Origin of the sequence: Litchfieldella anticariensis FP35 = DSM 16096, from assembly GCF_000409775.1 — a bacterium.
GTDB lineage: Bacteria > Pseudomonadota > Gammaproteobacteria > Pseudomonadales > Halomonadaceae > Litchfieldella > Litchfieldella anticariensis.
The window spans coordinates 138053-160618 of the sequence record NZ_KE332388.1 but is presented as its reverse complement, the minus strand read 5'-3'; the positions used below and the strand labels follow the sequence as shown (position 1 = coordinate 160618).

Sequence of the window (22566 nt, the reverse complement as noted above, 5' to 3'; positions counted from 1 at the left end):
AATCGAGCCGTCAACGTCACTGAAAGTTGCTCTTTTTATCAATGCTCTTTCATCAGAACAGCTTCAGGGTTGTGTGAGGTCTCGTCCTCTTTTCCCTAGCAGCAAGATTGCGATGATCGGAGCCTTCTTTACCTTCATTTTCTCAGTCATTGATAATGTATCATGCTTTGACAACGTAGAAATTGTAGGCAATGTATTACACCGTGTAAGATATTCCTTACGCCAATTGGTACTATTTTCTACATTTGTGATGGTTATATACTTACAGGGAATTCAGCGCTCTTTGCTATAATGGGTTAATGCCATGAATTTGACCATTTTATTAAGGATGCTTACCGAGCATTAGATGGTTGATACATGGAGTTAGTGTGGTACGTATGGGATGGGGGTAACGCCATGATAAAGTCAAGAACGAATCCTTCAGCTGTCAAATTCCTCGATATTGATTATTTTGATAAACAGAAGCTTGCAATGGAAGTAAGGGAAAATACAGGCTTTGAATTTTTTTCTCTTGTGCTGAGGCCGTGCATACCGTTCACAAACAACTACTTGTATATAATAGATAATTATGGATGTGAATGGGAGGGCTTGTATCAAGATAAAAAATTTTGGACGATAGATCCTGTTTTACAGCATAAAAATTATGTCAACAAAAGCGGGATTTTATGGGAGAATAGTTTATTTGATAAATCTAACGAGTTATGGAGGTCAGCTAAAGACTTCGGGCTTTGTTCAGGGATGAGTTTTCTGGTTTCTTTTTCAGATATGCCTGTAAGAGGCGTTTTTTCCATTTCATCTAAAGATTATTATTATGCTAATAATCAAGATGTTAAGATGCAGAGATATAATGTTTGTCCATTGTCAATCAAGGTAATGGATTGTATAAAGGGTAAAGTTGATGTGGGCAAGTCGGTTGCAAATCCCGTTTTTCTATCTGTTAGAGAAGCCGATATATTAAGATATTCTGCTGATGGATTGACGTCTTCGGAAATTTCTAAAAAGCTGTATGTGACAAAAAGCACAATTGATTTTCATATAAAAAATGCGATAGATAAGCTTGGGTGTAAAAATAAAGTTCAAGCTGTCTCGAAAGCTTTACTGTTAGATATATTGTAATTCCATAAGATCAATACGGCGTCATGAGAATTAATTATATTCAGGGTTTGTAAATAAAATAACTGAAGTTGCAGGGATGAAGAAAATGAACCATGGATTGACAACTAAAGTGGTGGTTTATGATGATCTATCTGATTCAAAAGAAAGGGAGATATATACTGTAAGAAAAGAAGCATTTGTTGATAGACGAGGATGGGATATACCAACCTATGATGGGGGGGCGTGGGAGCGGGATCAATATGATGACTCTAGTTCAATGTACATTGTTGTTGAGACAGAAGAGCATATACAAGGATGTGTTAGGGTTAGACCTTCCTTGATCCCTAATGTGACAAGAGGAATCGTAAGTGAGTTGTCTTTGCAAGAGGATTATTTCCTGGCTAAAGTAGGAAATGGGCAGGTTTGGGAGGCAAGTCGATTTGCCTTGAAAACGACTCGAAACTCTAGTTTTGTTAGGGTAGATGGCGTCGATATCCGCACCGTCCTTTTATTTGGTGAAATGTTAAATCTAGCGTTGCAGAATAATACCTCATGCTATGAGGTGATTGTCGATGGCTTGATGAAAAAGGTCTTGAGTCGAGCAAAGTGGGATCTGGATATCGTTCATAAGGGAAGAGGAAGCAAAAATGAGTCTGTGTATTATGGATTGTTGGGTTGCTCTGAAAATCAGTATAAAAAAATGAAGTTATTAATAGATAAGGCTTTTGGACTGCTTGTATAGTTGGCTGTTAGTTTAAGAGTGATGTAGTCTGGTGTGTGTTCCAATATGTAACACGAAAAATCTTGCTAATACAGATTTGTTTAGATAACTAAGGAGGATCCGTCGGGCCTGCTTCAGCCGGGATTCCAATCTCTTCTGGTGGCGACCATCCCTCTCCTGGGTCCGGGCCTGTTCCAGGAATTCGCGGTAGTTCAGGTCTTGCTTACAGAGGCTGTCGAGTGAGGTCTGGAGATTGGCCGCGCGGTGGTTTTATGGTCAATCAGAGCGCTGCGCGGCGATTGTGAATTTCTCTTTCACACATGTGTAGATTCAATTTGTCCCACTTGTCCCGATAGGGCTACGTTGCAAGGTGCAAGATCGACGGTTCGCACGGCCTGGGACGTTCCTGAACGTCAGGGAGCCGGAAGCAGAGTCGGCTTGTGGGTTCGTGCGAGTTGGGTTTGGACGACACATCAGCAAACGAGGTGCTGACCATGGCGAACAACCCGCATACGAAACCGAACAGCGGTGGGCCGAATGATAGGGATTTCAGGACCACTGGCGACAGCAAATCGGAGAACTTGGAGACGTATCGCAGCGATGCCGAAGGGCACGATCTGCGCACCAACCAGGGCTCGCGGATCTCCGACAACCACAACTCGCTGAAGGGCGGCGAGCGTGGTCCGACGCTGATGGAAGACTTCGTCTTCCGCGAGAAGCTCAATCACTTCGACAACGAGCGTATTCCCGAGCGCATCGTGCATGCTCGGGGGGCGGCGGCACATGGTTACTTTCAGCCCTATGACAACGCTGCCCAGTACTCCAAGGCCGGGCTGTTCCAGGATCCGGCCAAGAAAACGCCAGTGTTCGTGCGTTTCTCCACGGTACAAGGGGCGCGTGGCTCCAACGATACAGTGCGTGACGTACGTGGTTTCGCGACCAAGTTCTATACCGACGAAGGTAACTGGGACCTGGTCGGCAACAACCTGCCGGTGTTCTTCATCCAGGATGCGATCAAGTTCCCCGATTTCGTGCATTCGGTGAAGCCCGAGCCGCACAATGAGATCCCCCAAGGGCAGTCTGCCCACGATACCTTCTGGGATTTCGTGTCGCTGATGCCGGAATCTACACACATGGTGCTGTGGACGATGTCCGATCGTGCCTTTCCGCGTCACTTCCGTAACATGGAAGGCTTCGGCGTGCACAGCTTTCGGCTGATCGACAAACAAGGCAAGGCGCGTTTCGTCAAGTTCCATTGGAAGCCGGTAGCAGGAACCTGCTCGCTGATCTGGGACGAGGCCCAGAAGCTGTGGGGGCGCGACCCCGACTTCAACCGCCGTGCGATGTGGGACGACATCGAGAAGGGCGATTACCTTGAATACGAATTGGGCATCCAGGTGGTCGAAGAAGAGGATGAGCACATGTTCGACTTCGACATTCTCGATCCAACCAAGATCATTCCCGAGGAGCAGGTGCCGGTCACCTTGATTGGCAAGATGGTTCTCAACCGCAATCCGGACAACTTCTTTGCCGAGACTGAGCAGGTGGCGTTCAATCCGGCCAACGTCGTGCCGGGCATCGACTTCAGCAATGACCCGTTGCTGCAAGGGCGGTTGTTCTCGTATCTCGACACTCAGATGTTGCGCCTGGGTGGGCCGAACTTTCATGAGATCCCCATCAACCAGCCGGTGTGCCCATTCCATAACAACCAGCGCGACTCCATGCATCGCCAGACGATCAACAAAGGCCAGGCTTCCTACGAGCCCAATTCGATCGATGGCGGTTGGCCGAGCGAGACGCCGCCGGCGTCGGAAGACGGTGGTTTCGAGTCCTATCAGGAGCGTATCGATGCCAGCAAGATTCGCGCGCGCAGCGAATCGTTCGGCGATCATTACTCCCAGGCGACCCTGTTCTGGAACAGCCAGAGCGAAGCGGAGAAGGAACATATCATCGATGCCTATACCTTCGAGCTTTCCAAGGTTGGGCGGCCGTGGATCCGCGAGCGGGTAATCAAGGAGATCCTGCCCAATATCGATCTCGAGTTGGCACGCCGGGTCGGCGAGCGACATGGTATCGAGGCGCCAAGCAGCAAACCGGCACCCGCCGAGGAGCTAGGCAAGAGTTCGCTGCAGGAGTCACCGGCCCTGAGTTTGATGGCCCGTCTACCGAAGAATATCCGCAGTCGCAAGGTGGCCATTCTGATGGCCGATGGGGTCGATGCCGACGCTGTCGAAACGGCCCGGAACAAGCTCGAGGCTGAAGGGGCCGAAGGTGTGTTGATCGCTCCCAGCATGGCGCCGGTGAAGGCGGCCAACGGTCAGTCCATCACGCCCGACGCGATGCTCAATGGTCAGCCTTCGGTAACCCTTGATGCGGTGATCGTCCCCGGTGGCGAGCTAAGCGTCAGGTCTCTCGCCCACTTTGGGCAGGGCTTGTATTACGTACAGGAAGCCTACCGCCACCTCAAGGTGATTGCCGCGGTCGGGGAGGGCAAATCGCTGCTGTCAGCTGCCAACGTGCCCATCCAGGAAGATGGCATTGTGCTGGGTAACTCGATTGATGATATCTTCACTACGTTCAGCGAAGCCTTGGGTAAGCACCGTGTCTGGTCGCGCAATGCCAAGGCCGCCGAGATGCCGGCCTGATCGCAAGGAAAAAGCGATGACACGACCCCGGCCAACTTGGTCGGGGTTTTTTCGGTCCGTGGAGCACGGTCGTACAGGCTGCCGTCCAGTATCTCCAACAAGGAAAAGTCATCACTTCATGGAAAGAAAGCCTCAGACAGCAAAGAAAGAGCGATTCGTCGGCCTTGAGTGGCTGCGATTCGCGCTCGGCTTGTACATCGTTATCTTCCATACCCTGCATGCGTACCCATCGATCAGGAGTTGGTCGCACTATGTGACCGATATCGGGTTCTTCTCGACTAGCTCCTTCTTCGTGCTTTCCGGCTTCTTGCTGGCCCATGTGTATCTCGATGAGAGTCGACAGTTGCGGGAGCCGGCGCGCAGCTTCTGGATCAAGCGCTTTGCGAACCTCTACCCGATCCATATCGGCGCGATGGTACTGGCCATCGTCGTGACATCGATGGTCGGCTTTCTGGCCCTGACGCCGGAAGATGCCGGTATGTCGATGCGCTTCGTGCTGTACGACGTCAATAACGACCTACGACTGACCGATCCCGAATCGTTACGTCATACCATGGGTAATACGGAGTTGGTGGTTAACCTGGGGCTCAACTTGACGCTGTTGCATGCGTGGAATCCGTTCTATCTGACGTTCAATCCTCCCTCGTGGTCGATTTCCGCGCTGATGTTCTTCTATCTGACGTTCCCCTGGTTGGCACCGTGGCTATTTCGTGTCAAACATGCCGGGCGCGCGCTGGTATTGACCAACCTGCTGTACCTGGTGCCGCCGCTGGTCGTCATTGCCTTGACCGATTACGGTATGCCGGAAACCGGTATCCTGCATCGCAATCCATTGGTTCGTTTACCTGAATTCGCGGCGGGGATTCTGCTGTGCGTGTGGTATACCCGTTATCGTGCGGCGCAAGGGTACCTGAGTGGCTGGCAACAGGTAGGCATTGCCGTGTTCATCGCCACCTCTATCGTGACGGCTGTATGGCTGCTGGGGCTTGGCCATACCTCGTACTATTTGCTGCATAATGGGTTGTTATTGCCGGCACAACTGGGGTTGATCCTGCTGGCCACACAGTGGCGGACGCCGCAGAGTTCGCATGTACGCCGCCTGGCCGCTCGCTTGGGTGGGGCATCGCTTCCGATGTTTGCCCTGCATGTGCCGCTGTTCGTGATCTTCACACGCACCGAGCAAATACTTTCCGGCGATCCCATGCTCTGTTTCAGCGATCTGCGAGGTTGCCTGGACGCGGCCGGCGACATTTCATTGGCACTCTACCCTCTGTTTCTCCTGGTCACGGTAGTGTTCTGTGTGATGTTCCAGGAACGATTCGTTCTGCGCGTACGTAGCATCCTGGAGCGATACCTGTTGCCGCGAGCCGTCCCTGCCGTTCGCTCTGATAAGGATGGTGTGGTGCGCTGAGTCTAATGCGCGAGCCAATGCAAGCGCCCCGCTGAATTTTTCAGCGGGGCGCTTTGGTTTGACTCTACGTCGATGACGATAGCGTCAGGCGGTAGCGGTCGTTTTGCTACCGACCAACTCGGTCAACGTTTCCTCGATGATGTTGAAACCTTCCTCGAGAATCTCGTCCTCGATGGTCACCGGCATCAGGAAACGGATGGAGTTGCCGTACAACCCGCAGGAGAGCAGGATCAGCCCCTTCTCGCGGGCCTTCTTGCATAGTGCCCCAGCCAGATCGGCGTCCGGCGTGTGAGCCGTCTTGTCAGAGACCAGGTCGAAGGCCGCCATGGCACCCATGTTGCGCGGGTTGTCGACACACTCGAACTGCTGCTGCCACTTCGCGAAGCGCTTGGCCAGCTTATCGCCCAACGCTTGGCTCTTCTCGAGAATGTTTTCCTCTTCGAACACTTCCATCACGGCGAGGGCGGCGGCGCAGGAGACCGGGCTACCAGTATAGGTGCCACCCAGCGAGTTGCCGCCCGAAGCATCCATCACTTTGTCGGTACCGACAACGGCGGAGATTGGCATGCCGTCCGCCATGCTCTTGGCCATGGTGATGATGTCCGGCTCGACGCCACTGTGCTCGATGGCGAACATCTTGCCGGTGCGTCCGAAACCGCTCTGCACCTCGTCGACGATCATCAGCATGCCGTGCTCGTCGCAGATGTCGCGAATCGCCTTGAGGAAGCTCGTTGGTGCCGCGTAGAAGCCGCCTTCGCCGAGCACCGGCTCCAGCACGATCGCGGCGGTGTCGCTAGGGTTGGCGTCGGTCTTGAGGGCCATCTTCAGGCCACGTAGGGCTTCGTCCTCACTGACGCCGTGATAGGGCACCGGATAAGGGGCGCGAAATACGTTGCCCGGCATCGGCCCGAAGTCAGTAGCGTAGGGCGCGACCTTGCCGTTCATGGCCATGGTCATGAAGGTACGGCCATGATAGCCGCCATCGAAGCAGATCACGTTGCTCTTGCCGGTAGCCGCACGGGCAACCTTGACCGCGTTCTCCAAGGCCTCGGCACCGGAGTTGGCCAGCATGACCTTGGCATGGCCGCGAACCGGGGTGACTTGGCTGAGTTTTTCCGCCACACGCACATAGCCTTCATAGGGCATCACTGTCTGGCAGGTGTGCATCACCTTGTCGAGTTGGGCCTTGACTGCCTCAACGACCTTGGGGTGGCAGTGACCGATATTGAGCACGCCGATGCCACCGGCGAAATCGATCAGGCGGTTGCCATCGGCATCCCAGATCAGGGCGTTCTCGGCGCGCTCGGCGAACTGGGTGGATGGGCTGGCAGCGCCGCTAGCGACATAGCGCTGCTTCAGCTCGTTGAGTTGGGCATTATTCATGAGGTTGCTCCTGTCGAATGAACGATTGGCACTCAAAGGCCGCCGACACACACGTATTTTAGTTCAGTGAAATCTTCCAGCCCGTGGTGCGACCCCTCGCGACCCAGGCCGGATTCCTTGACGCCGCCGAAGGGGGCGAGCTCAGTGGAGAGCAGCCCTTCATTGATCGCCACCATGCCATATTCCAAGCCCTCCATGACATGCCAGATACGCTGGTAGTCGCGGGCATAGAAGTAGGCGGCCAAACCGAACTCGGTGGCATTGGCCATGGCGATGGCCTCCTCGTCGGTGTCGAAACGGAACACCGGTGCCAGGGGGCCAAAGGTCTCGTCTCTGGCCACGTGCATCTCAGGCGTGACGTCGGCGAGCACCGTGGGTTGGAAGAAGGTACCACCCAGCCTGTGGGGCTCACCGCCACAGATTAGCCGTGCCCCCTTATCCAAGGCATCGCGGATATGCGATTGGACCTTGTCCACCGCTGCTGCGTTGATCAGTGGCCCTTGGACCACACCATCCTCCAGACCGTTTCCGACCTCGAGTGTGGTGACACGCTTGGCTAGCTTCTCCACGAAAGCGTCGTACACATTGGCCTGAACCAGCAAACGATTGGTGCACACGCAGGTCTGACCGGAATTACGGAATTTGGAAGCGATGGCACCTTCTACCGCAGCATCAAGGTCGGCATCGTCGAAGACGATGAATGGCGCGTTGCCGCCCAGTTCCATGGCAGCCTTCTTGACAGTGCCGGCGCATTGAGCAAGCAGCTTCTTGCCCACCGGGGTGGAGCCGGTGAACGAGACCTTGCGCACGCGTGGATCGGTGGTCAGTACCTCACCGATGTCGGCGGGTCGCTCGGCGGTTACAACGTTGAGCACACCAGCCGGCAGCCCTGCCTGTTCCGCCAGTCTGGCCAGTGCCAGGGCCGTCAACGGTGTAGCCTCAGCGGGTTTGACCACAACCGGGCAACCAGCGGCCAGTGCCGGTGCACACTTTCGGGTGATCATCGCCAGTGGGAAGTTCCAGGGCGTAATCGCCGCGACCACCCCTACTGGCTCGCGAAACACCAGGATGCGCTTGTCCGACCCATGGCTGGGCAGGGTTTCACCGGCCATACGTTTGGCTTCTTCGGCATAGAACTCGACAAAGGCCGCGCCGTAGGCTACCTCGCCGCGCGATTCAGCCAGTGGCTTACCTTGTTCCAGGGTCATTAGACGTGCCAAGTCTTCCTGATGAGCCATGATGGCATCGAACCAGGCACGCAGCAGTGCCGAACGCTCCTTGACCGGTCGCTTGCGCCAGGCGGGCCAGGCGGCTTCGGCGGCCGCGATGGCATCGCGGGCATCGTCGGCACCCAAGTCGGGAACCTCGGTCAGTACCTCTCCAGTGGCGGGATTGGTGACAGCGAAACGCTGTGGAGCATCACGCCACTGAGCATTGATATAGGCCTTGGGAATCAACAGGTCGGGAAGTGTCGACATGGTGTCTCCTGATGTCAGGGGCTCAAAAGCCCAAAACAGGGTGTGGTTATCATGTTTAACGCAGTGTGCATTATTTAAAACGACTCGCCAAGCGCTATTTCACAGTGCTTGCCATGTCCCGGTCTGGTCAGCGAATCTGAGTTGATGACGTAACGAGCATCGGCGTAGCCGTCGCTTTCCGCTACACTAGTGCGCCGATTTCTTCTCGAGTGATGAGGTGAGCCTTGGTCGATCCCTTGAATGCCTGGTGGGCTCAACAACTGGTGCTATGTGACTGGGCCTTCGAACCTGATCCGACTGCCGTGGATGAGCAGTTGGCAGTGGCGCGTCTGATAGAACTGGGGGTCATCGAGCGAGGTGAGTTGGGGTGGCGTTTGATCGAAGCCTTCCCGCCCGGTCCCATCGAACCGCTACGGCAACTCGCGAGTTTGGAACTGCTCGCGCTGGCCTCGTCCGCTGGCTGGATGCCATGGACGCAGGCGCGTGCCTGGGTACAACGTTTGGCTGGGGATATCACCAAACGTTACGGTCAACTCGATGAATGGCTGCAGGCATTGTTGCAGGCTCGCGGTCAGGAGGGTTGGGTACGTGGGGACGATGGCTTCTTCGAGGCATGCGAGGCGTTGGCGGTCCTGGAGCACGAAGGAGAGGGGATCACTTGGGAGGTACTGACCGAATATCTGTCACATCAACGTGCACCTGGTGCGCTATGGCCTGAAGGTGGGGATCTATGGCGTTTGCGTGCGGCATTCGCTCCGGTGTTGACGCTGCCCCCCGACGAAAACCAAGACTGGTCGACAATGGGGGGCTGGTTGGCTGATGTGTGGCAGGTGCATGACCGCGAGGAGTTGGTTCGCGTGATGCTGTGGTTGGCCGCGCAAGGCGATCGTTATGGCTGGGACCTTGAAGCGGCTCGTTTACTCGATCAGGATGCCGAAGCACGTCGTGAGTGGTTGACTAGCTTGGAAAGTGCCGAGCCTTATGGCCAAGTGATGCTAGCGTTCCTGAAACGAGGTGAACCTCTGGAGTGGGGTGCCTGGGATTGGCTGCGATTGGTCGATTTGGCCTATGTCGGGTGGGGTTTGGGGTGGTTGTCCGATGACGAGGCGGTCGGTTTCGCTGCCCATGCCGCCGATCTTCTGACACGTCGCTATAGCGATTGGGTCGCGATGGTGCACGCTTACCAGCGTGGGCGCAGCCTGTTCGAAGGCCGCGATGGCATGGCACACATCGAGCGTGACTGGGAACTCTTGCTGCAGTCGCCGGTGAGCCCTTGGAAGAAACCCTTGCACGATATACTCGATGAGGGGACCCGGCAGGCCGGTCAGGCATTGATTCGCGCTTGGCGCCTCGACGCACGGCACTGGTTGTTGTCGCTGGCATCGATACGCGAACCGGATCTGTTGCAGCGTCAAGGTCCACCAATGGACAGCACAGCGGCACGGCGTCGAGACGTACAAGGCTATCTGCGTGAAACGCTGGGGTTGTATCCCGATGACGGGCTTGCAGGATTATCGCGTTACTGGTTACCGGCTCAGGCGCATCATCTCAACCAGTTGGCGGCGGATGCCGGCCACAATGCACTTCCTCTGCTAGCCACTCCCTTTGGTAAACCCAGTGAACGAGCGGTGCTCCAGCGTGATGGACTCAAGGCATGTAGTCGACATGCCGCGACCATTCATATGGCCGAGAAATATGCTTTCTATCTGCAGATGGCCTTGGATAGTGGTGATTTCGATGCCCAAGGCATAATGGACTTGGCTGAATCCCTACGCGGTGTGCTGTGTCGTTTTTATTCCGGCCCTCGTCGCCTGCTGGATGCGTGGGCTGCCTGGGAGCAAGCACTACCTGAGGATGGCCAGGCCTCGCTGGTTCATGAGATCCGTTGGCATCGCGAGGATCCTGGCAGTCCATTCCACTGGCTGGACTGGCACTCGGGGGCTTGGCAGGAGCCGGGGCCACGACCGACGCTGACACGTTTTACGGCGTTGTCACTCGTCGGCCCCCTGAATGCCGGCGCCTGGAGCGAGCCGCTGCGCGAGAGCGAGCGTGAAAGCGAGGATATTCGCGAGTGGATCGATGGGCACTACGGCCTGCATGACGCGGAAGGACTACGCGAATTTCTGGCATTTCTACTCGATGCTGGCGATCGTCAGGACTATCAGATCAACTATGCCCCCTACACCCTCAACGTGGCACGTTTGGAATCGGAGATCGCGACTCTCGAATCCGATGATTGCGACGAGGATGAACGCAACCATCTGCTGCGCCTCAAGCGGGTCCGTGACAACGATGCCGGTTGCAACGAGATGGATATGACCGCTTGGGATGTGGCACAAGCGGTGGACCTGGCGATTGCCGGGCGGCAGCTCGGTTGGCTCAATGAAGCGCGCTTTGCCACGACCCTGGATGCAGCGCTGGCCTTGGCCGAAACGCATTACTCGGGGTGGTCGGAGTATGCCCGGGGCTTGTATGCCGGTTTCGCTTTTTTCATGGGAGAAACCGAAGAGCGAGAGGCCTTTCTGACGAGTTTCCGCGAGGCACTGGTCGCCTGGCTGACGGGGGCTCCCCCTTTGGCCGGCGCTTGGGCAAGCCTCGATTTTCCCGGTGCGCGGCCACGTCATTGGGCGCCGTTGCATATTGATACATTGCCGGGAGATGTGCGCACCCTCCATTGAAGAAAAGGGGTGCTTCTTCGAGGAAACGTAAATACCTGCACTACATGGTGCGGGTTTCAGCCCATTTTCAAGGGGCTCGCCAAGCAGACCGAAAATCGATTATAGTCTGGCCGTTTATTGAAATGGCTCGTCCTGTCAGGAGCTTGCGGAATTGCTGACAGGCCGCTATGGCAGTGGTGCTTGCAAGGTCGCGGTGAGACCTCAGGCTTCACTCCCACAGCGACGCCTCCTCCCTTGATAACGAGTAGCTTTACTCGCTACCAGGGGCGGGAGTGGTTCAAGGATTTGGAACGAGGTCGCAAGAATGCTTCGTGTCGTGGGATTGTGCTTGATGCTGGCCCTGTTGGCCGGTTGTGCGGGAACTTCGCAGAAGGACAATCAGAGCTCTGCCCAGTCCTTCAGCTTCAATAAATCCCGAACCGGGGTTCTGCCGATGTCTCCCGTGGATAACCCTATCCACGAGATGAATAGCTTCCATACGCCACCACCAGCCGTGATTCGTCGGGTACTGCTCGCCGAGCACGAGCGTTGGGTCGGCACGCCCTATCGTCTGGGAGGCGAGGGATTTTCCGGCATCGATTGTTCGGCCTTGATGCAAAATATCTTCAGCGAACGCTTCCGTATCGACCTGCCACGATCCACTTCAGGACAAGCGTTGCAAGGTCGCCGAATCGAGCGTGAAGAATTGAAAGTTGGTGACCTTGTATTTTTCCGTCCCCCGGGCCCCTACCGGCATGTCGGCGTCTATGTCGGCGATGGTTACTTCCTTCATGCCTCCACCTCTCGAGGCGTGAAACTCTCCAAACTGGATAACGTCTACTGGCGGCGCTACTACTGGCAGTCACGTCGCCCAATGGAACAGACCCAGTTGGCGCAGCGTGCCGCGCGCAGTTGGGAAGGATAATAGCGCTAAAGCGCTTCACTATTTTCCAGGACGAAATCGACAAAGGCCTGCTCGGCACGTGACAGGTAACTCCCACGTGCCCAAGCCAGCGATAGGTCGAGCCAGGCGGCCGGGGCGAAGGAGACGGCAGCCAATGCCGGCTCATCGACTACCCGACGTAGAAAGGTGGTGATACCGAAGCCTTGCCGCACGATCGCCTTGGTCAGCGGGATCAGGTTCGATTGAAAGGCGATGTCGGCGGTATGTCCTGTTTTCTGAGCCAGAGCATCGACGAATTCGCGATGAAAGTAGCCATCCTGGAACAGCACCAGTGGCTCTCGGAAGAAACGTTCGGCGGAAACTGCTTCACACTGTGCGAATGGGTGATCCACTGGCACGCAGACGACCATCTCTTCACTCAGGAAATGTCTCCTTTCCAAGCCTTGGCTGCTGGTATCGGCGATTACCACTCCCAGATCCAGCTCACCTTCGTGAATCATGCGCTGGAGCCGTCGTGTACCGGCTTCTACCACCGTCAGCCGAATGCCTGGGTGGCGTGCCTTGAACCCCATCAGTAGAGGTGGGAAGTAGTACGAACCCAGCATTGAGGGAATGCCGATTCGTACCTCGCCCTTGACCAGACCATGCAGCTCGAGCATGGCCAAATGAGCTGCATGAGCGCGCTCCAGTAGCTCGCGGGCATGCTGACGCAGTGTCTCACCCTCCGGCGTCAGGCTGATACGTCTCTCATGGCGGTGGAACAATGTTAGTTCCAACCGTTTCTCCAGGTTGGCGATGGTCTGGCTGACCGCCGATTGAGCGACATGAAGCTCCCGAGCCGCCGCACTGAATCCACCTTGCTCGGCAACCGTCAGAAAGACCCGCAGAGCACGCAGGTCGAAAGGTAACGTCATAATGAAAAGAGATCGTTAGTATCTTGATGTTCTATTTGGCTTATCAACGTGCGCGAACGATCATGTCCTGTCAAGGAAAGCTGTTGATCGACCCTTCCATGATCGAAGCCTCTTATGATTGAAGCCTATAATCGCGACTGGTGGCGGGCGACCCTAGCCTTGTGCCTGGGCTCCTTCACTGTGTTCATCAATCTCTATGCGCCACAGCCACTGCTGCCCGCATTGCGCCATACCTTCGGTGTTTCGACTCTGGCAGTGGGAATGATCATGTCGCTGGCGACTCTGGCCCTGGCAGCATCGCTGCTGGTATTCGGCACGCTTTCCGATGCGGTGGGCCGACGCTTGATCATGCGTGTGACGCTGCTGCTGACCACGTTATGTACCTTGGGATTGGCGCTGGTGCAGAATTTCGAGGGTTTGCTGGCACTGCGCGTCGTTCAGGGGTTCGTGCTTGGCGGGCTGCCAGCAGTAGCCATTGCCTGGATGGGTGACGAGTTCGATAAGCGTGCTTTGATGCTGGCGGTAGCGCTCTATATCAGTGCCAATACCTTGGGTGGTATCGGTGGGCGGATCATGGGCGGTGTGGCCGCTGAATTTGGCGGCTGGCACATGAGTTTCCTCGTCGTCGGGGCGGTCAGTCTGGTATGTGTGGCGGTATTCTGGAAGCTACTGCCGGCATCACGAAATTTTCAGTCGGCACCGTTCCGGCTGGGAACGGCCTTTTCCGCCATTGTGGGGCACTTGCGCAATCCCACGCTGTTTGGCGCGTACCTGCTTGGTGGTTTGAACTTCCTGATCTTCATCAATCAGTACAGCTATATTACCTTCCGCTTGAGCGAGATGCCCTATGGCCTGAGCACTCAGTGGCTGGGCATGATCTTCCTGACCTATCTGGGTGGCACACTGGGGTCGGCGTTATCGGGGAGGGTCGCACAGCATCTCCCACAACCGCTGTGCATGATGTTGGGCGTGACGATTTTCATGCTCGGTACGCTGGTGACATTGTCACCCGCTTTGCCTCTGATACTGATTGGGTTGACCGTCAACGCCTTCGGCTTTTTCTTCGCTCACTCCATGGCGTCGAGTTGGGTAGGGCGCCATGCCAGAGTCTCGCGGGGTAGTGCCTCCGCCCTGTACCTCGTGTTCTACTACTTGGGGGCGAGCCTGGGGGGCATCTATCTGGAGCCGTTCTGGCAAGTGGCTGGTTGGCAGGGAGTTGCCATTGCCAGTTGGTTGATATTGGCGATTACTTTCGCGATCGCTGTCTGGTTGCGGCAGCACGAGCAAGTACTAGCCGCGCACAACGCCACATAGCTCTAGAGCGTCTTCAATCAGCGAAGCCTTTACCAGAGTAAGCTCTTGACTCAGGCGTACTGCTATCCGGTTTTTTCCAAGCCTCCGGCTTCGTCGCCCCATACTTCCTCCAATCGCTCCTTGCGACCACAGGCTGATTTGTAGAAGCGGTAGCGAAGCGGATTTTCCTGATAGTAATTCTGGTGATATTCCTCGGCGGGGTAGAACGCCTCGAAGGGTTCGATCTCGGTGGCGATGTCGCGACCGAAGCGTTTAGCCAGCTCGTCGCGGGTTGCTTCGGCCTGTTCTCGCTCTTCTTCATTGCGATAGAAGATGGCACTACGGTAAGACTCGCTGGCGTCGCAGAACTGGCGATTCTCGGCGAAGGGATCGATATTGCGCCAGAACACATGCAGCAGCTCGGTATAGGTGACCTGCTCAGGGTTATACTCGACACGCACCACTTCAGCATGGCCGGTGCCGCCGCGCACGACTTGATCGTAGCTGGGGTCTTCGACGTGACCGCCGCTGAAGCCTGATGTGGTGGAGATCACGCCTTTGACCGGATCGTAAGCTTCTTCCATGCACCAGAAGCAACCACCGGCGAAGATCGCTTCCTTGGTCTGGGTGGTGCTCGTTGCTTCTTCAGCGTGACTGCCGGCAGCGATGAATATGCCGACGGTAGTGAGTATCACGGCAGTGAACAGCGGTATCATCGGAATGGAGCGTAAACCTTGCATAAGAGTTACCTTGCCGTGGGGTACTGAATGCTTGGATAGCGAGCCGGAGCGGGGGCCGCATCGGAGTCGTGTAAGGACCACTATGGAATCGTGACTCAAGGAGTGGGCCTGTGCAAGCTGGCACGGGGTTTTCGGGGTGCCGCCCCAGATCGATCGAGGGAGTGTTCGTCTTGAAGCGCCAACGACTTATCATCATTGCCGTCATCGTCGTGGTAATCGCGGTATTCTTCGCCAGCGGGGCTCATGAGGCCCTGACGCTGGACAACCTCAAGGCCGAACAGGCACGTTTCCAGGCCTTGTTTGCCGAAGCTCCGTTCACCGTGGCCGGCGGCTTCTTTGCCATCTATGTGGTCATGGCCGCCTTGTCGCTGCCTGGTGCAACATTGTTGACAGTGTTGGGGGGCGCCCTATTCGGGCTGGGTTGGGGGCTATTGATCATCTCCTTTGCCAGTAGCCTCGGGGCGACATTGGCGTTTCTGATTGCTCGCACCCTGGCGCGAACCCCAGTCGAGCGACGCTTCTCTCGCCAGCTCGAGAGCGTCAACCGTGGTATCGCCCGCGAAGGTGCCTTCTATCTGTTCACCTTGCGCTTGATTCCGCTATTTCCGTTCTTCGTCATCAATCTGGTTCTGGGGTTGACGCGTATGCGTACCTGGACCTTCTACTGGGTTAGCCAGGTTGGGATGTTGCCGGGTACCGCGGTGTACGTGAACGCCGGGCGTGAACTGGGTGAGCTCGAATCGCTGGGCGGCATCCTCTCGCCGGGGTTGATCGTCTCTTTTGCCCTGATCGGTATCTTCCCGCTTCTGGCTCGGCGCGGTGTGGATTATGCCAAACGCCGGCGCATGGCACGCGAGTATGGCAAGCCCGCCGGATTCGACTATGACATCGTGGTGATCGGGGCAGGTTCGGCGGGACTGGTGGCCAGTTATATCGGTGCTGCACTCAAGGCGCGGGTCGCTCTGGTCGAGCGTGACCGGATGGGTGGCGATTGCCTGAATACTGGCTGTGTGCCGTCCAAGGCACTGATCCGGGCTGCGCGAGTGGCTCAGGAAGTTCGTGATGCCAAGCGCTTCGGTATTGAGGCGGGCGAGCCGCGCATCGATTTCACCGCGGTCATGGAACACGTGCACCAGTCGATACGCGAGGTGGAGCCGCATGATAGCGCCGAGCGCTATCGCGATCTGGGCGTGGAGGTGATCCAGGGCGGGGCCAAGCTGTTGACGCCCTGGGAAGTGCGGGTCGGCCAGCGGGTGCTGACCACACGTCATGTGATCATCGCCACCGGGGCGCGATCAAAACTCCCTGAATTGCCGGGGATGGATGACATCAAGGTACTGACCTCGGACAACCTGTGGCAGCTCGAATCGCTGCCTGAGCGTTTGGTGGTGCTGGGTGGCGGACCCATAGGCTGTGAGTTGGGCCAGAGCTTCGCTCGTCTGGGTAGCCGCGTAACGCTGGTGGAAATGGCTCCGCAGCTATTGCCACGCGAGGATCGTGATATCGCCGCCCAGTTGGCACTTCGTCTGGAGAACGAGGGCGTTAGCTTGTGTCTTGGCGCTCAAGCGCTGCGTATCGAACCGGGGCCCAGCCTCAGCGACAGCGACAGCGACAGCGGCAAGGTATTGGTGATCGAGCGTGACGATGAACAGGGGGTAAAAACGGAACGGTTGGTTTTTGACCGACTGTTGGTAGCGGTGGGGCGCGAGGCGGTGGTCGAGGGGCTAGGCCTCGAGTCCTTGGATATCGCGACTCGGGCTGACGGCACCTTGGATGTCGACGAGACCCTGCGCAGTCTGCATCCCAATATCTGGGCGTGTGGCGATGTCGCTGGCCCTTACCAACTGACGCATGCCAGCGCCCATCAAGCCTGGCACGCCACGGTCAATGCCTTGTTTGGCGATTTCAAGCGTTTTGCCGTCGATTACCGCAACCTGCCGGCGGTGACCTTCACTGAACCCGAGGTGGCGCGGGTGGGGATCAGTGAACGTGAGGCCAGGCAGCGTAACATCGAATACGAGGTCACACGCTACGACTTCAGCGAGCTTGATCGTGCCATCGCCGACGGCCGCAAGCAGGGCTTCGTCAAGGTACTGACAGTGCCCGGCAAGGATCGCCTGCTAGGGGTAAGTATCGTCGGTCACGGTGCCGGAGAGTTGCTCGGTGAGTTCACCTTGGCGATGACCCAAGGCATCGGCCTGAACAAGCTACTGGGGACCGTTCACCCTTACCCGACATTGTCGGAAGCCGCAAAGGCCACGGCCGGCGTATGGAAGAATGCCCATAAACCCGAGCGAGTGCTGGGCTGGCTAGCGCGCTACTTTGCCTGGCGACGGCGCAGTGGCCCGCTCGAGGACATTCGCGAGAGCTTGCGTGGACACGACGGTAGGGTGTGACCCGGCGGGATCAGGCCAGGGCATCTAGCTGTCCAGCATTGAGCCGGTAGCAGCGGTTGGCAACTCGTGATAACAAGGCAGCGTCGTGACTGATGACCAGCATTCCCATGCGGCGGCTGGCAACGACCTGCAACAGGGCATGCCATAGCTCGGCTTGGGTCAGGGCATCGAGCATCGAGGAAATTTCGTCGGCGATCAGGTAGCGTACTCCGGGTGCCAGGGCGCGGGCCACTGTCACCCGTTGCAGTTCGCCGCCGGAAAGTTCATGGGGAAAGCGCGAGTACCAGTCGCGACGAATGCTGAGGGCCTCCAGCAATGTGGTGTCGGGTGTCCAGGCCTCGTGCAGGATGCGCTCGATCCGCCAGCGCGGGTTCACTGCCAGTTCGGGCGTTTGCATCAATAACTGCACCGGCTGCAGGCCGTGTCGAGGCAGGGGAGTACCATCGAGTTCTATGCGGCCGGCCTGGGGGCGAAGAAGACCAGCCAGTAGGCGGCCCAAGGTCGACTTGCCTGCCCCGGAATCGCCTGTCAGGCCGACGATTTCACCAGCCTTGACGCGTAACGACACGCTGTCGATTACTGGGTCGCGATGCCGGTCATGGCAGTAGCGGAGTGCACTGGCACTAAGCAAGGCTCAGCACCTCCTCATGTGTCCGCTCCCGGGCGGGTGCCTGGAAACCATTGCTCGGCAGCGCTTGCCACAGTGCACGAGTATAGGGCATGGTCAGCCGTTCACCTTGACCGTCGAAGGCATCGCTGGGTGCTGTTTCCAGTGTCGTGCCAGCGTGGAATACCGTGACCCTATTGGCTACCGTCAGGGCATGCTGGAGATCGTGGGTGATCAGCAGGATACCTTTCCCTGCATCGGCCAGCTCGCGCAGGTAGTCCAGCACGCGCTGGCGATTGCACGGATCCAGACCGGTAGTGGGCTCGTCGGCGATCAGCAAGTCGGCGTCACCGGCGGTGGCCATGGCCAGCAGCACTCGGCGTGCCATGCCACCGGAGAGCGTATGCGGGTAGGCTTGTTCGACGTCAGTTGCCAGACCATAGCGGCTCAGCGTTTGGCGGGCGATATGGGGGGTTCGATGAGCAGCGATGCCGGCACGACGGGCCGACCAACGGACCTGACGACCGCTTCGCACCAGTGGATCGAGAGCAGCGATCGACTGGGGAATCAGTGCCAGGCACTTGCCGCGCAGCGCTGCCAGGCGTTCGGCATCTAGTGGCAGTCCATCGAAATTCAGCGTGCCCGATAAATGAGCGTTGGCCGGCAGCAGACCCATCACTGCCCAGGCCATCAGGCTCTTGCCGGCGCCGGAGGCTCCCACCACTGCATGCACCTCGCCAGGCACGACCGTTAGCGAGACGTCGTTCAGGCAGGGCACGGCATGACGCCGGAACCAACCCGAATAGCGCTGAAACGACAGCGATAGGGCATCGACAGCAAGCAGTGCTTTCATGTTTGAGCCTCGCGGGGGGTGAACAATGCCTGCATACTGGCACCGAGACGGTCGAAGATGAGCACAGTGAGCAACAGCCCCAAGCCTGGAAACACCCCCAACCACCAATGACCGGCACTCAGGTAGCGCAGCGATTCAGCCAGCAGTACACCGATGGCGGGTTGGCCTGGCGTCAGCCCAAAGCCGAGGAAGGTAAGTGCCGCCTCATGTAATATGGCGTGGGGAAACAACAGCAGGAAACCGACCAGACACTGGGGCATCAGGTGCGGCAGCACATGATGGAACAGCACGAAACCGTGTGACTTGCCGAAGTGGTACGACAGGCGCACGTAGTCGGCATTGATGATCTGCAGTAGTTCGGCACGCAGCAGCCGGGTCAGGCGTGGCCAATGGGTCAGGGCCACGGCGACGATCACCGCCTGAGTGCCACCACCCAAGGCAAAGGCGATCAGAATCAGCAGCACCAGATGCGGCAGCCCCAGGATCATGTCTACCAGCAATCCTACCGCGGCATCGAAGGGGCGTCCCAGTGTCGAAATGACAGCCAGTACCAGCGCCACCAAAGTGCCCAGCCCTGCGGCCAGCAGGCCCACCCACAGGCTCAGGGACAATCCCTCGATCGTGCGGGAGAATAGATCGCGCCCCAATGTATCGGTGCCGAACCAGTGATCGATACCTGGTGGCAGCAGTCGGGCCTGGAAGTCCGGCCGTGTGGCTTGCTCGCCGAGCAGGGCGCTCCCGGTCAGTACCAGTCCCAGGGCCAGTAGCGTCGCCAGCGCGATCAGCAGAGTGCGCAGGCGTCGATTGTCGAAACGAAGTGTGGCAGTAACGGAGGGCATCATGGACGGACCTCCTCGCGCAGTCGTGGGTCCACCCAGCGGTAGAGTAGGTCGGCGAAAGCGTTCCCCAGGCTGACGAACAGCGTGGTAAACAGAGCGATGGCGAGCAGCAGTGGGATGTCGCTGCGCAAACCAGCCTCGACAGTCGCTTGTCCGAGCCCAGGGTAGGCAAAGACCTGCTCGACCAGGATCGAGCCGCCGAACAGTTCTCCCAACGATGCCAAGGCCAGCGTCAGGGCTGGTAGACAGGCATGACGGGCGCCGTGACGCCAAGCAATATCGCGTCGTGTGGCACCCTGGGCCAGGGCATAAAGGGCGATGTCGGAGCGCATCAGTTCGAGCATGCGTGCACGGGTATGCAGGGCAATCTGCGCGACACCCAGCAATGACAAGGTCAGTGCTGGCAGGAGCAGGTGGTGCAACCTGGTCAGCCAATCGACGTCTGCCCGCAACATGCCAGGTGGGCTGGCACAGCACACCGGGGTCCAGCCCAGTCCTACCGAGAACAGCAGCAGCACTGCAATGGCCAGCCAGAAGATTGGGGTAGAGGCTAGCGTGTAGCTGTAGAGGCGAATCAGACGGTCGGCGAGGGAGCCTTCGTGAGAGCCGGCGATCACCCCGAGAGCGAACCCCAGGAGCGTCGAACCCAGCCAAGCAATTGCCAATAACGATAGGGATGCGCGGAAGCGGCTGGCGATGATGTCACTTACCGGAGCGTTGTAGACATGGCTCCAGCCCAACTCGCCATTGGCCAGGTTGCGTGCCCATTTGACGAACTGAACAGCTGCAGGGTCGTCGAAACCCCAGCGTTCAGCAATCAGAGTCCGTTGCTCGGGGCTGACCTGGGCCACTTGCGGCCCCAGGTAGGCGTCTACTGGATCGATTGGCGATGCCTGGATCAGGCTGAAAGCGGCCACAGCGACTGCCGCCAACACCAGCAGCAGTCGGCCGCATCGAGCAGTGAACCGGGCGATCAGTCGCATTCCCATTGCCAGTCCAGCAAGCTGGCGGTGAGTGGCCAACCATGGCCGTGGGGGGCTATCGGTAATTCTCCGAGATCGAGGCACTCGTCGACGTAGTAGACATGCTCGAGATTGACCAGCCAGGCCCAAGCAGCATCGCCACGCATGCCATAGCCAGTCTCGCCGTCCCACTGGGCCTTTTGCCATAGGGAAAGGGAGTCTTCAAAACTGGCTGCCTGTTGGGCGGCATCCAGGTAGTCGTCGACCGTGGCGTTGGCGTAGTCGCCGGCGTTATAGAATGCCTGCCCCGCATGCTGACTATGGTAGAGGTAGTAGATTTCCTGTGGGCTATGGCTACCCCAGCCGAACAGGATGGCATCGCGATGCAAGGCCTCGCGTTCGATTTCGTCCCAGTGACGGCCTGTCGGTTGTGCTTCGATACCCAGCGGGGTGAGCATTGCGGCCACCACCTCGGCGAGCATCTGCCGGGTCGAGTCTGATGCCGGGTAAGTCAGTCGAAAGCGTGCGGTCTGGCCATTCTTGTGGCGCAGGCCATTGTCTCCCAACCGCCAGTCGGCGTCCTCGAGTAGTGCGATAGCGGCTTCGGGATTGGCATCCTCGATCTGATCCTCAGGATTCGACCATGGCAAGCCATCGGCAGGGCCGTAAGCCGGGCGGCCATGGCCGTGCAACGCGACTTCGACCAGCATCTCGCGATCCAGGGCAAGGTTGATGGCATGGCGAATGGCCGGGTCAGCGGTCACGTCGTTGCCGATCGGTGCCCCTGTGCCGCGGCGCTCACCATCATCGGGATGCATAGGGAACAGGATGCCGCGATTGTCGACCGTTTCCATCTCGAGTGGATACATGCCCGTGGGCGGCTGGCCTGCCAGTGCCGGCGGCACCGCGGCGACATCGAGACGCCCGGCATTGGCCGCCGCCAGCGTGGTATCTTCGCCGGTGAACAGGAATACCAGACGCTCGAAGGCTGGTGTTGGGCCATGGAAGTAAGGGTTGCGCTCGACGATGAGTTGCTCGCCTTCCTGCCACTCCACCAACTGGTAAGGGCCAGAACCGAGCGGCTGACGTCCATAGCTGTCGTGATAACCGTTATCGCGCCCTGCCGCCGGCACGATGCCTAAGGTGTAGAAGCTTTCGACGAAGGTGATGCGTGGTTCCTTGAGTGTCAGTCGTACATGGCGGTCGTCGAGTGCTCTAGCATGCTGGAGCACGCTCAGGTCGGCGCGCCCACCGGCCTTCGCCGCCTGGTTGAAGGTGAAGGCGACATCGGTAGCAGTCAATGGCGAACCGTCGGAAAATCGCACGTCGTCACGCAGCTCGAGGGTCCAGGTCAGGCGATCGTCGGATAGTGACCAAGCGGTTGCCAGGTCAGGCTTGGAACTGAGGTCGGCACGGCGCACCAGTAGTGTCGATTGGAACAGTGGATGGCCATATTGACCCCAGCCGAGCAGGGGGTCATAGCCTTGGTCGGGCTCACCGCCGATGGCCAACACCAGCTCATCCTTGGCCAGGACGGGTAGGGGGAAAGTGAAGCTCAAGCAGATAGCCACGCTGGCTGGCCAGAAGACAAAGCGTCTTGGCATGAGTGTCCCTTGATATTTTGTTGTCAGGTGGCTACGTCGTGCTTGCCATGCGCGAACGCGAGGT

17 protein-coding genes are annotated in these 22566 nt (G+C 57.7%); 8 read left to right on the top strand and 9 right to left on the bottom strand.

Annotated elements, in window-relative coordinates; translation table 11 throughout:
• The first annotated feature begins 357 nt into the window (after positions 1-357).
• The 4 genes from L861_RS07715 to L861_RS07700 all read left to right on the top strand — a co-directional run bounded on the left by L861_RS07715 (position 358) and on the right by L861_RS07700 (position 5872).
• Complete coding sequence (locus L861_RS07715) at positions 358-1116, top strand: autoinducer binding domain-containing protein (protein ID WP_016416492.1); 759 nt, start codon at positions 358-360, stop codon at positions 1114-1116.
• 85 nt (positions 1117-1201) lie between these two features.
• On the top strand, positions 1202-1837 hold the full coding sequence (locus L861_RS24075; protein WP_161629047.1) for an acyl-homoserine-lactone synthase: 636 nt from the start codon (positions 1202-1204) through the stop codon (positions 1835-1837).
• Positions 1838-2256: 419 nt separating this feature from the next.
• On the top strand, positions 2257-4461 hold the full coding sequence (gene katE, locus L861_RS07705; protein ID WP_269078956.1) for a catalase HPII: 2205 nt from the start codon (positions 2257-2259) through the stop codon (positions 4459-4461).
• Positions 4462-4579: 118 nt separating this feature from the next.
• Positions 4580-5872: an acyltransferase family protein gene (locus tag L861_RS07700; RefSeq protein ID WP_016416489.1), complete on the top strand. Its 1293-nt coding sequence runs from the start codon at positions 4580-4582 to the stop codon at positions 5870-5872.
• Between the two features lie 84 nt (positions 5873-5956).
• Here the strand turns inward: L861_RS07700 and gabT are convergent, their stop codons facing one another.
• Positions 5957-7255 (bottom strand): 4-aminobutyrate--2-oxoglutarate transaminase, encoded by a 1299-nt coding sequence (gene gabT, locus L861_RS07695; RefSeq protein ID WP_016416488.1) that lies wholly within the window; start codon positions 7253-7255, stop codon positions 5957-5959.
• Positions 7256-7287: 32 nt separating this feature from the next.
• Entirely contained in the window at positions 7288-8733 is a 1446-nt protein-coding gene (locus L861_RS07690) for an NAD-dependent succinate-semialdehyde dehydrogenase (protein WP_016416487.1), read from the bottom strand.
• A 224-nt stretch (positions 8734-8957) separates the two neighbouring features.
• Here L861_RS07690 and L861_RS07685 point away from each other — a divergent pair, with 224 nt between their 5' ends.
• Positions 8958-11411 (top strand): DUF1266 domain-containing protein, encoded by a 2454-nt coding sequence (locus tag L861_RS07685; protein ID WP_016416486.1) that lies wholly within the window; start codon positions 8958-8960, stop codon positions 11409-11411.
• A 304-nt stretch (positions 11412-11715) separates the two neighbouring features.
• Positions 11716-12315, top strand: a complete 600-nt coding sequence (locus tag L861_RS07680) for a C40 family peptidase (RefSeq protein WP_016416485.1) — start codon at positions 11716-11718, stop codon at positions 12313-12315.
• 5 nt (positions 12316-12320) lie between these two features.
• Here L861_RS07680 and L861_RS07675 read toward each other — a convergent pair whose 3' ends face one another.
• Complete coding sequence (locus L861_RS07675) at positions 12321-13208, bottom strand: LysR family transcriptional regulator (protein ID WP_016416484.1); 888 nt, start codon at positions 13206-13208, stop codon at positions 12321-12323.
• Between the two features lie 114 nt (positions 13209-13322).
• Between L861_RS07675 and L861_RS07670 the strand changes: the two genes are divergently transcribed.
• Positions 13323-14522: an MFS transporter gene (locus tag L861_RS07670; RefSeq protein WP_016416482.1), complete on the top strand. Its 1200-nt coding sequence runs from the start codon at positions 13323-13325 to the stop codon at positions 14520-14522.
• A gap of 62 nt (positions 14523-14584) precedes the next feature.
• On the opposite strand, the gene msrA is transcribed toward L861_RS07670, so the two are convergent.
• Positions 14585-15241, bottom strand: coding sequence for a peptide-methionine (S)-S-oxide reductase MsrA (msrA, locus tag L861_RS07665; RefSeq protein WP_016416481.1), 657 nt, complete (start codon positions 15239-15241; stop codon positions 14585-14587).
• 170 nt (positions 15242-15411) lie between these two features.
• Between msrA and L861_RS07660 the strand changes: the two genes are divergently transcribed.
• Positions 15412-17637 (top strand): dihydrolipoyl dehydrogenase family protein, encoded by a 2226-nt coding sequence (locus L861_RS07660; RefSeq protein WP_051149319.1) that lies wholly within the window; start codon positions 15412-15414, stop codon positions 17635-17637.
• 10 nt (positions 17638-17647) lie between these two features.
• Here L861_RS07660 and L861_RS07655 read toward each other — a convergent pair whose 3' ends face one another.
• From L861_RS07655 to L861_RS07635, 5 genes are read right to left on the bottom strand one after another with little or no spacing between them, the layout of a single operon-like run.
• Positions 17648-18268 (bottom strand): ABC transporter ATP-binding protein, encoded by a 621-nt coding sequence (locus L861_RS07655; protein ID WP_016416479.1) that lies wholly within the window; start codon positions 18266-18268, stop codon positions 17648-17650.
• A complete protein-coding gene (locus tag L861_RS07650) occupies positions 18261-19097 on the bottom strand; it encodes an ATP-binding cassette domain-containing protein (RefSeq protein ID WP_016416478.1) in 837 nt (278 codons plus the stop codon). Before L861_RS07650 ends, L861_RS07655 begins: the two co-directional genes overlap by 8 nt.
• Positions 19094-19939, bottom strand: coding sequence for an ABC transporter permease (locus tag L861_RS07645; protein WP_016416477.1), 846 nt, complete (start codon positions 19937-19939; stop codon positions 19094-19096). The genes L861_RS07650 and L861_RS07645 overlap by 4 nt, the downstream gene beginning before the upstream one ends.
• The gene (locus tag L861_RS07640; protein ID WP_016416476.1) at positions 19936-20919 is read right to left on the bottom strand and encodes an ABC transporter permease; all 984 of its coding nucleotides are present in this window, start codon (positions 20917-20919) and stop codon (positions 19936-19938) included. Before L861_RS07640 ends, L861_RS07645 begins: the two co-directional genes overlap by 4 nt.
• Positions 20910-22502: an ABC transporter substrate-binding protein gene (locus L861_RS07635; protein ID WP_016416475.1), complete on the bottom strand. Its 1593-nt coding sequence runs from the start codon at positions 22500-22502 to the stop codon at positions 20910-20912. Before L861_RS07635 ends, L861_RS07640 begins: the two co-directional genes overlap by 10 nt.
• Between the last annotated feature and the right edge of the window lie 64 nt (positions 22503-22566).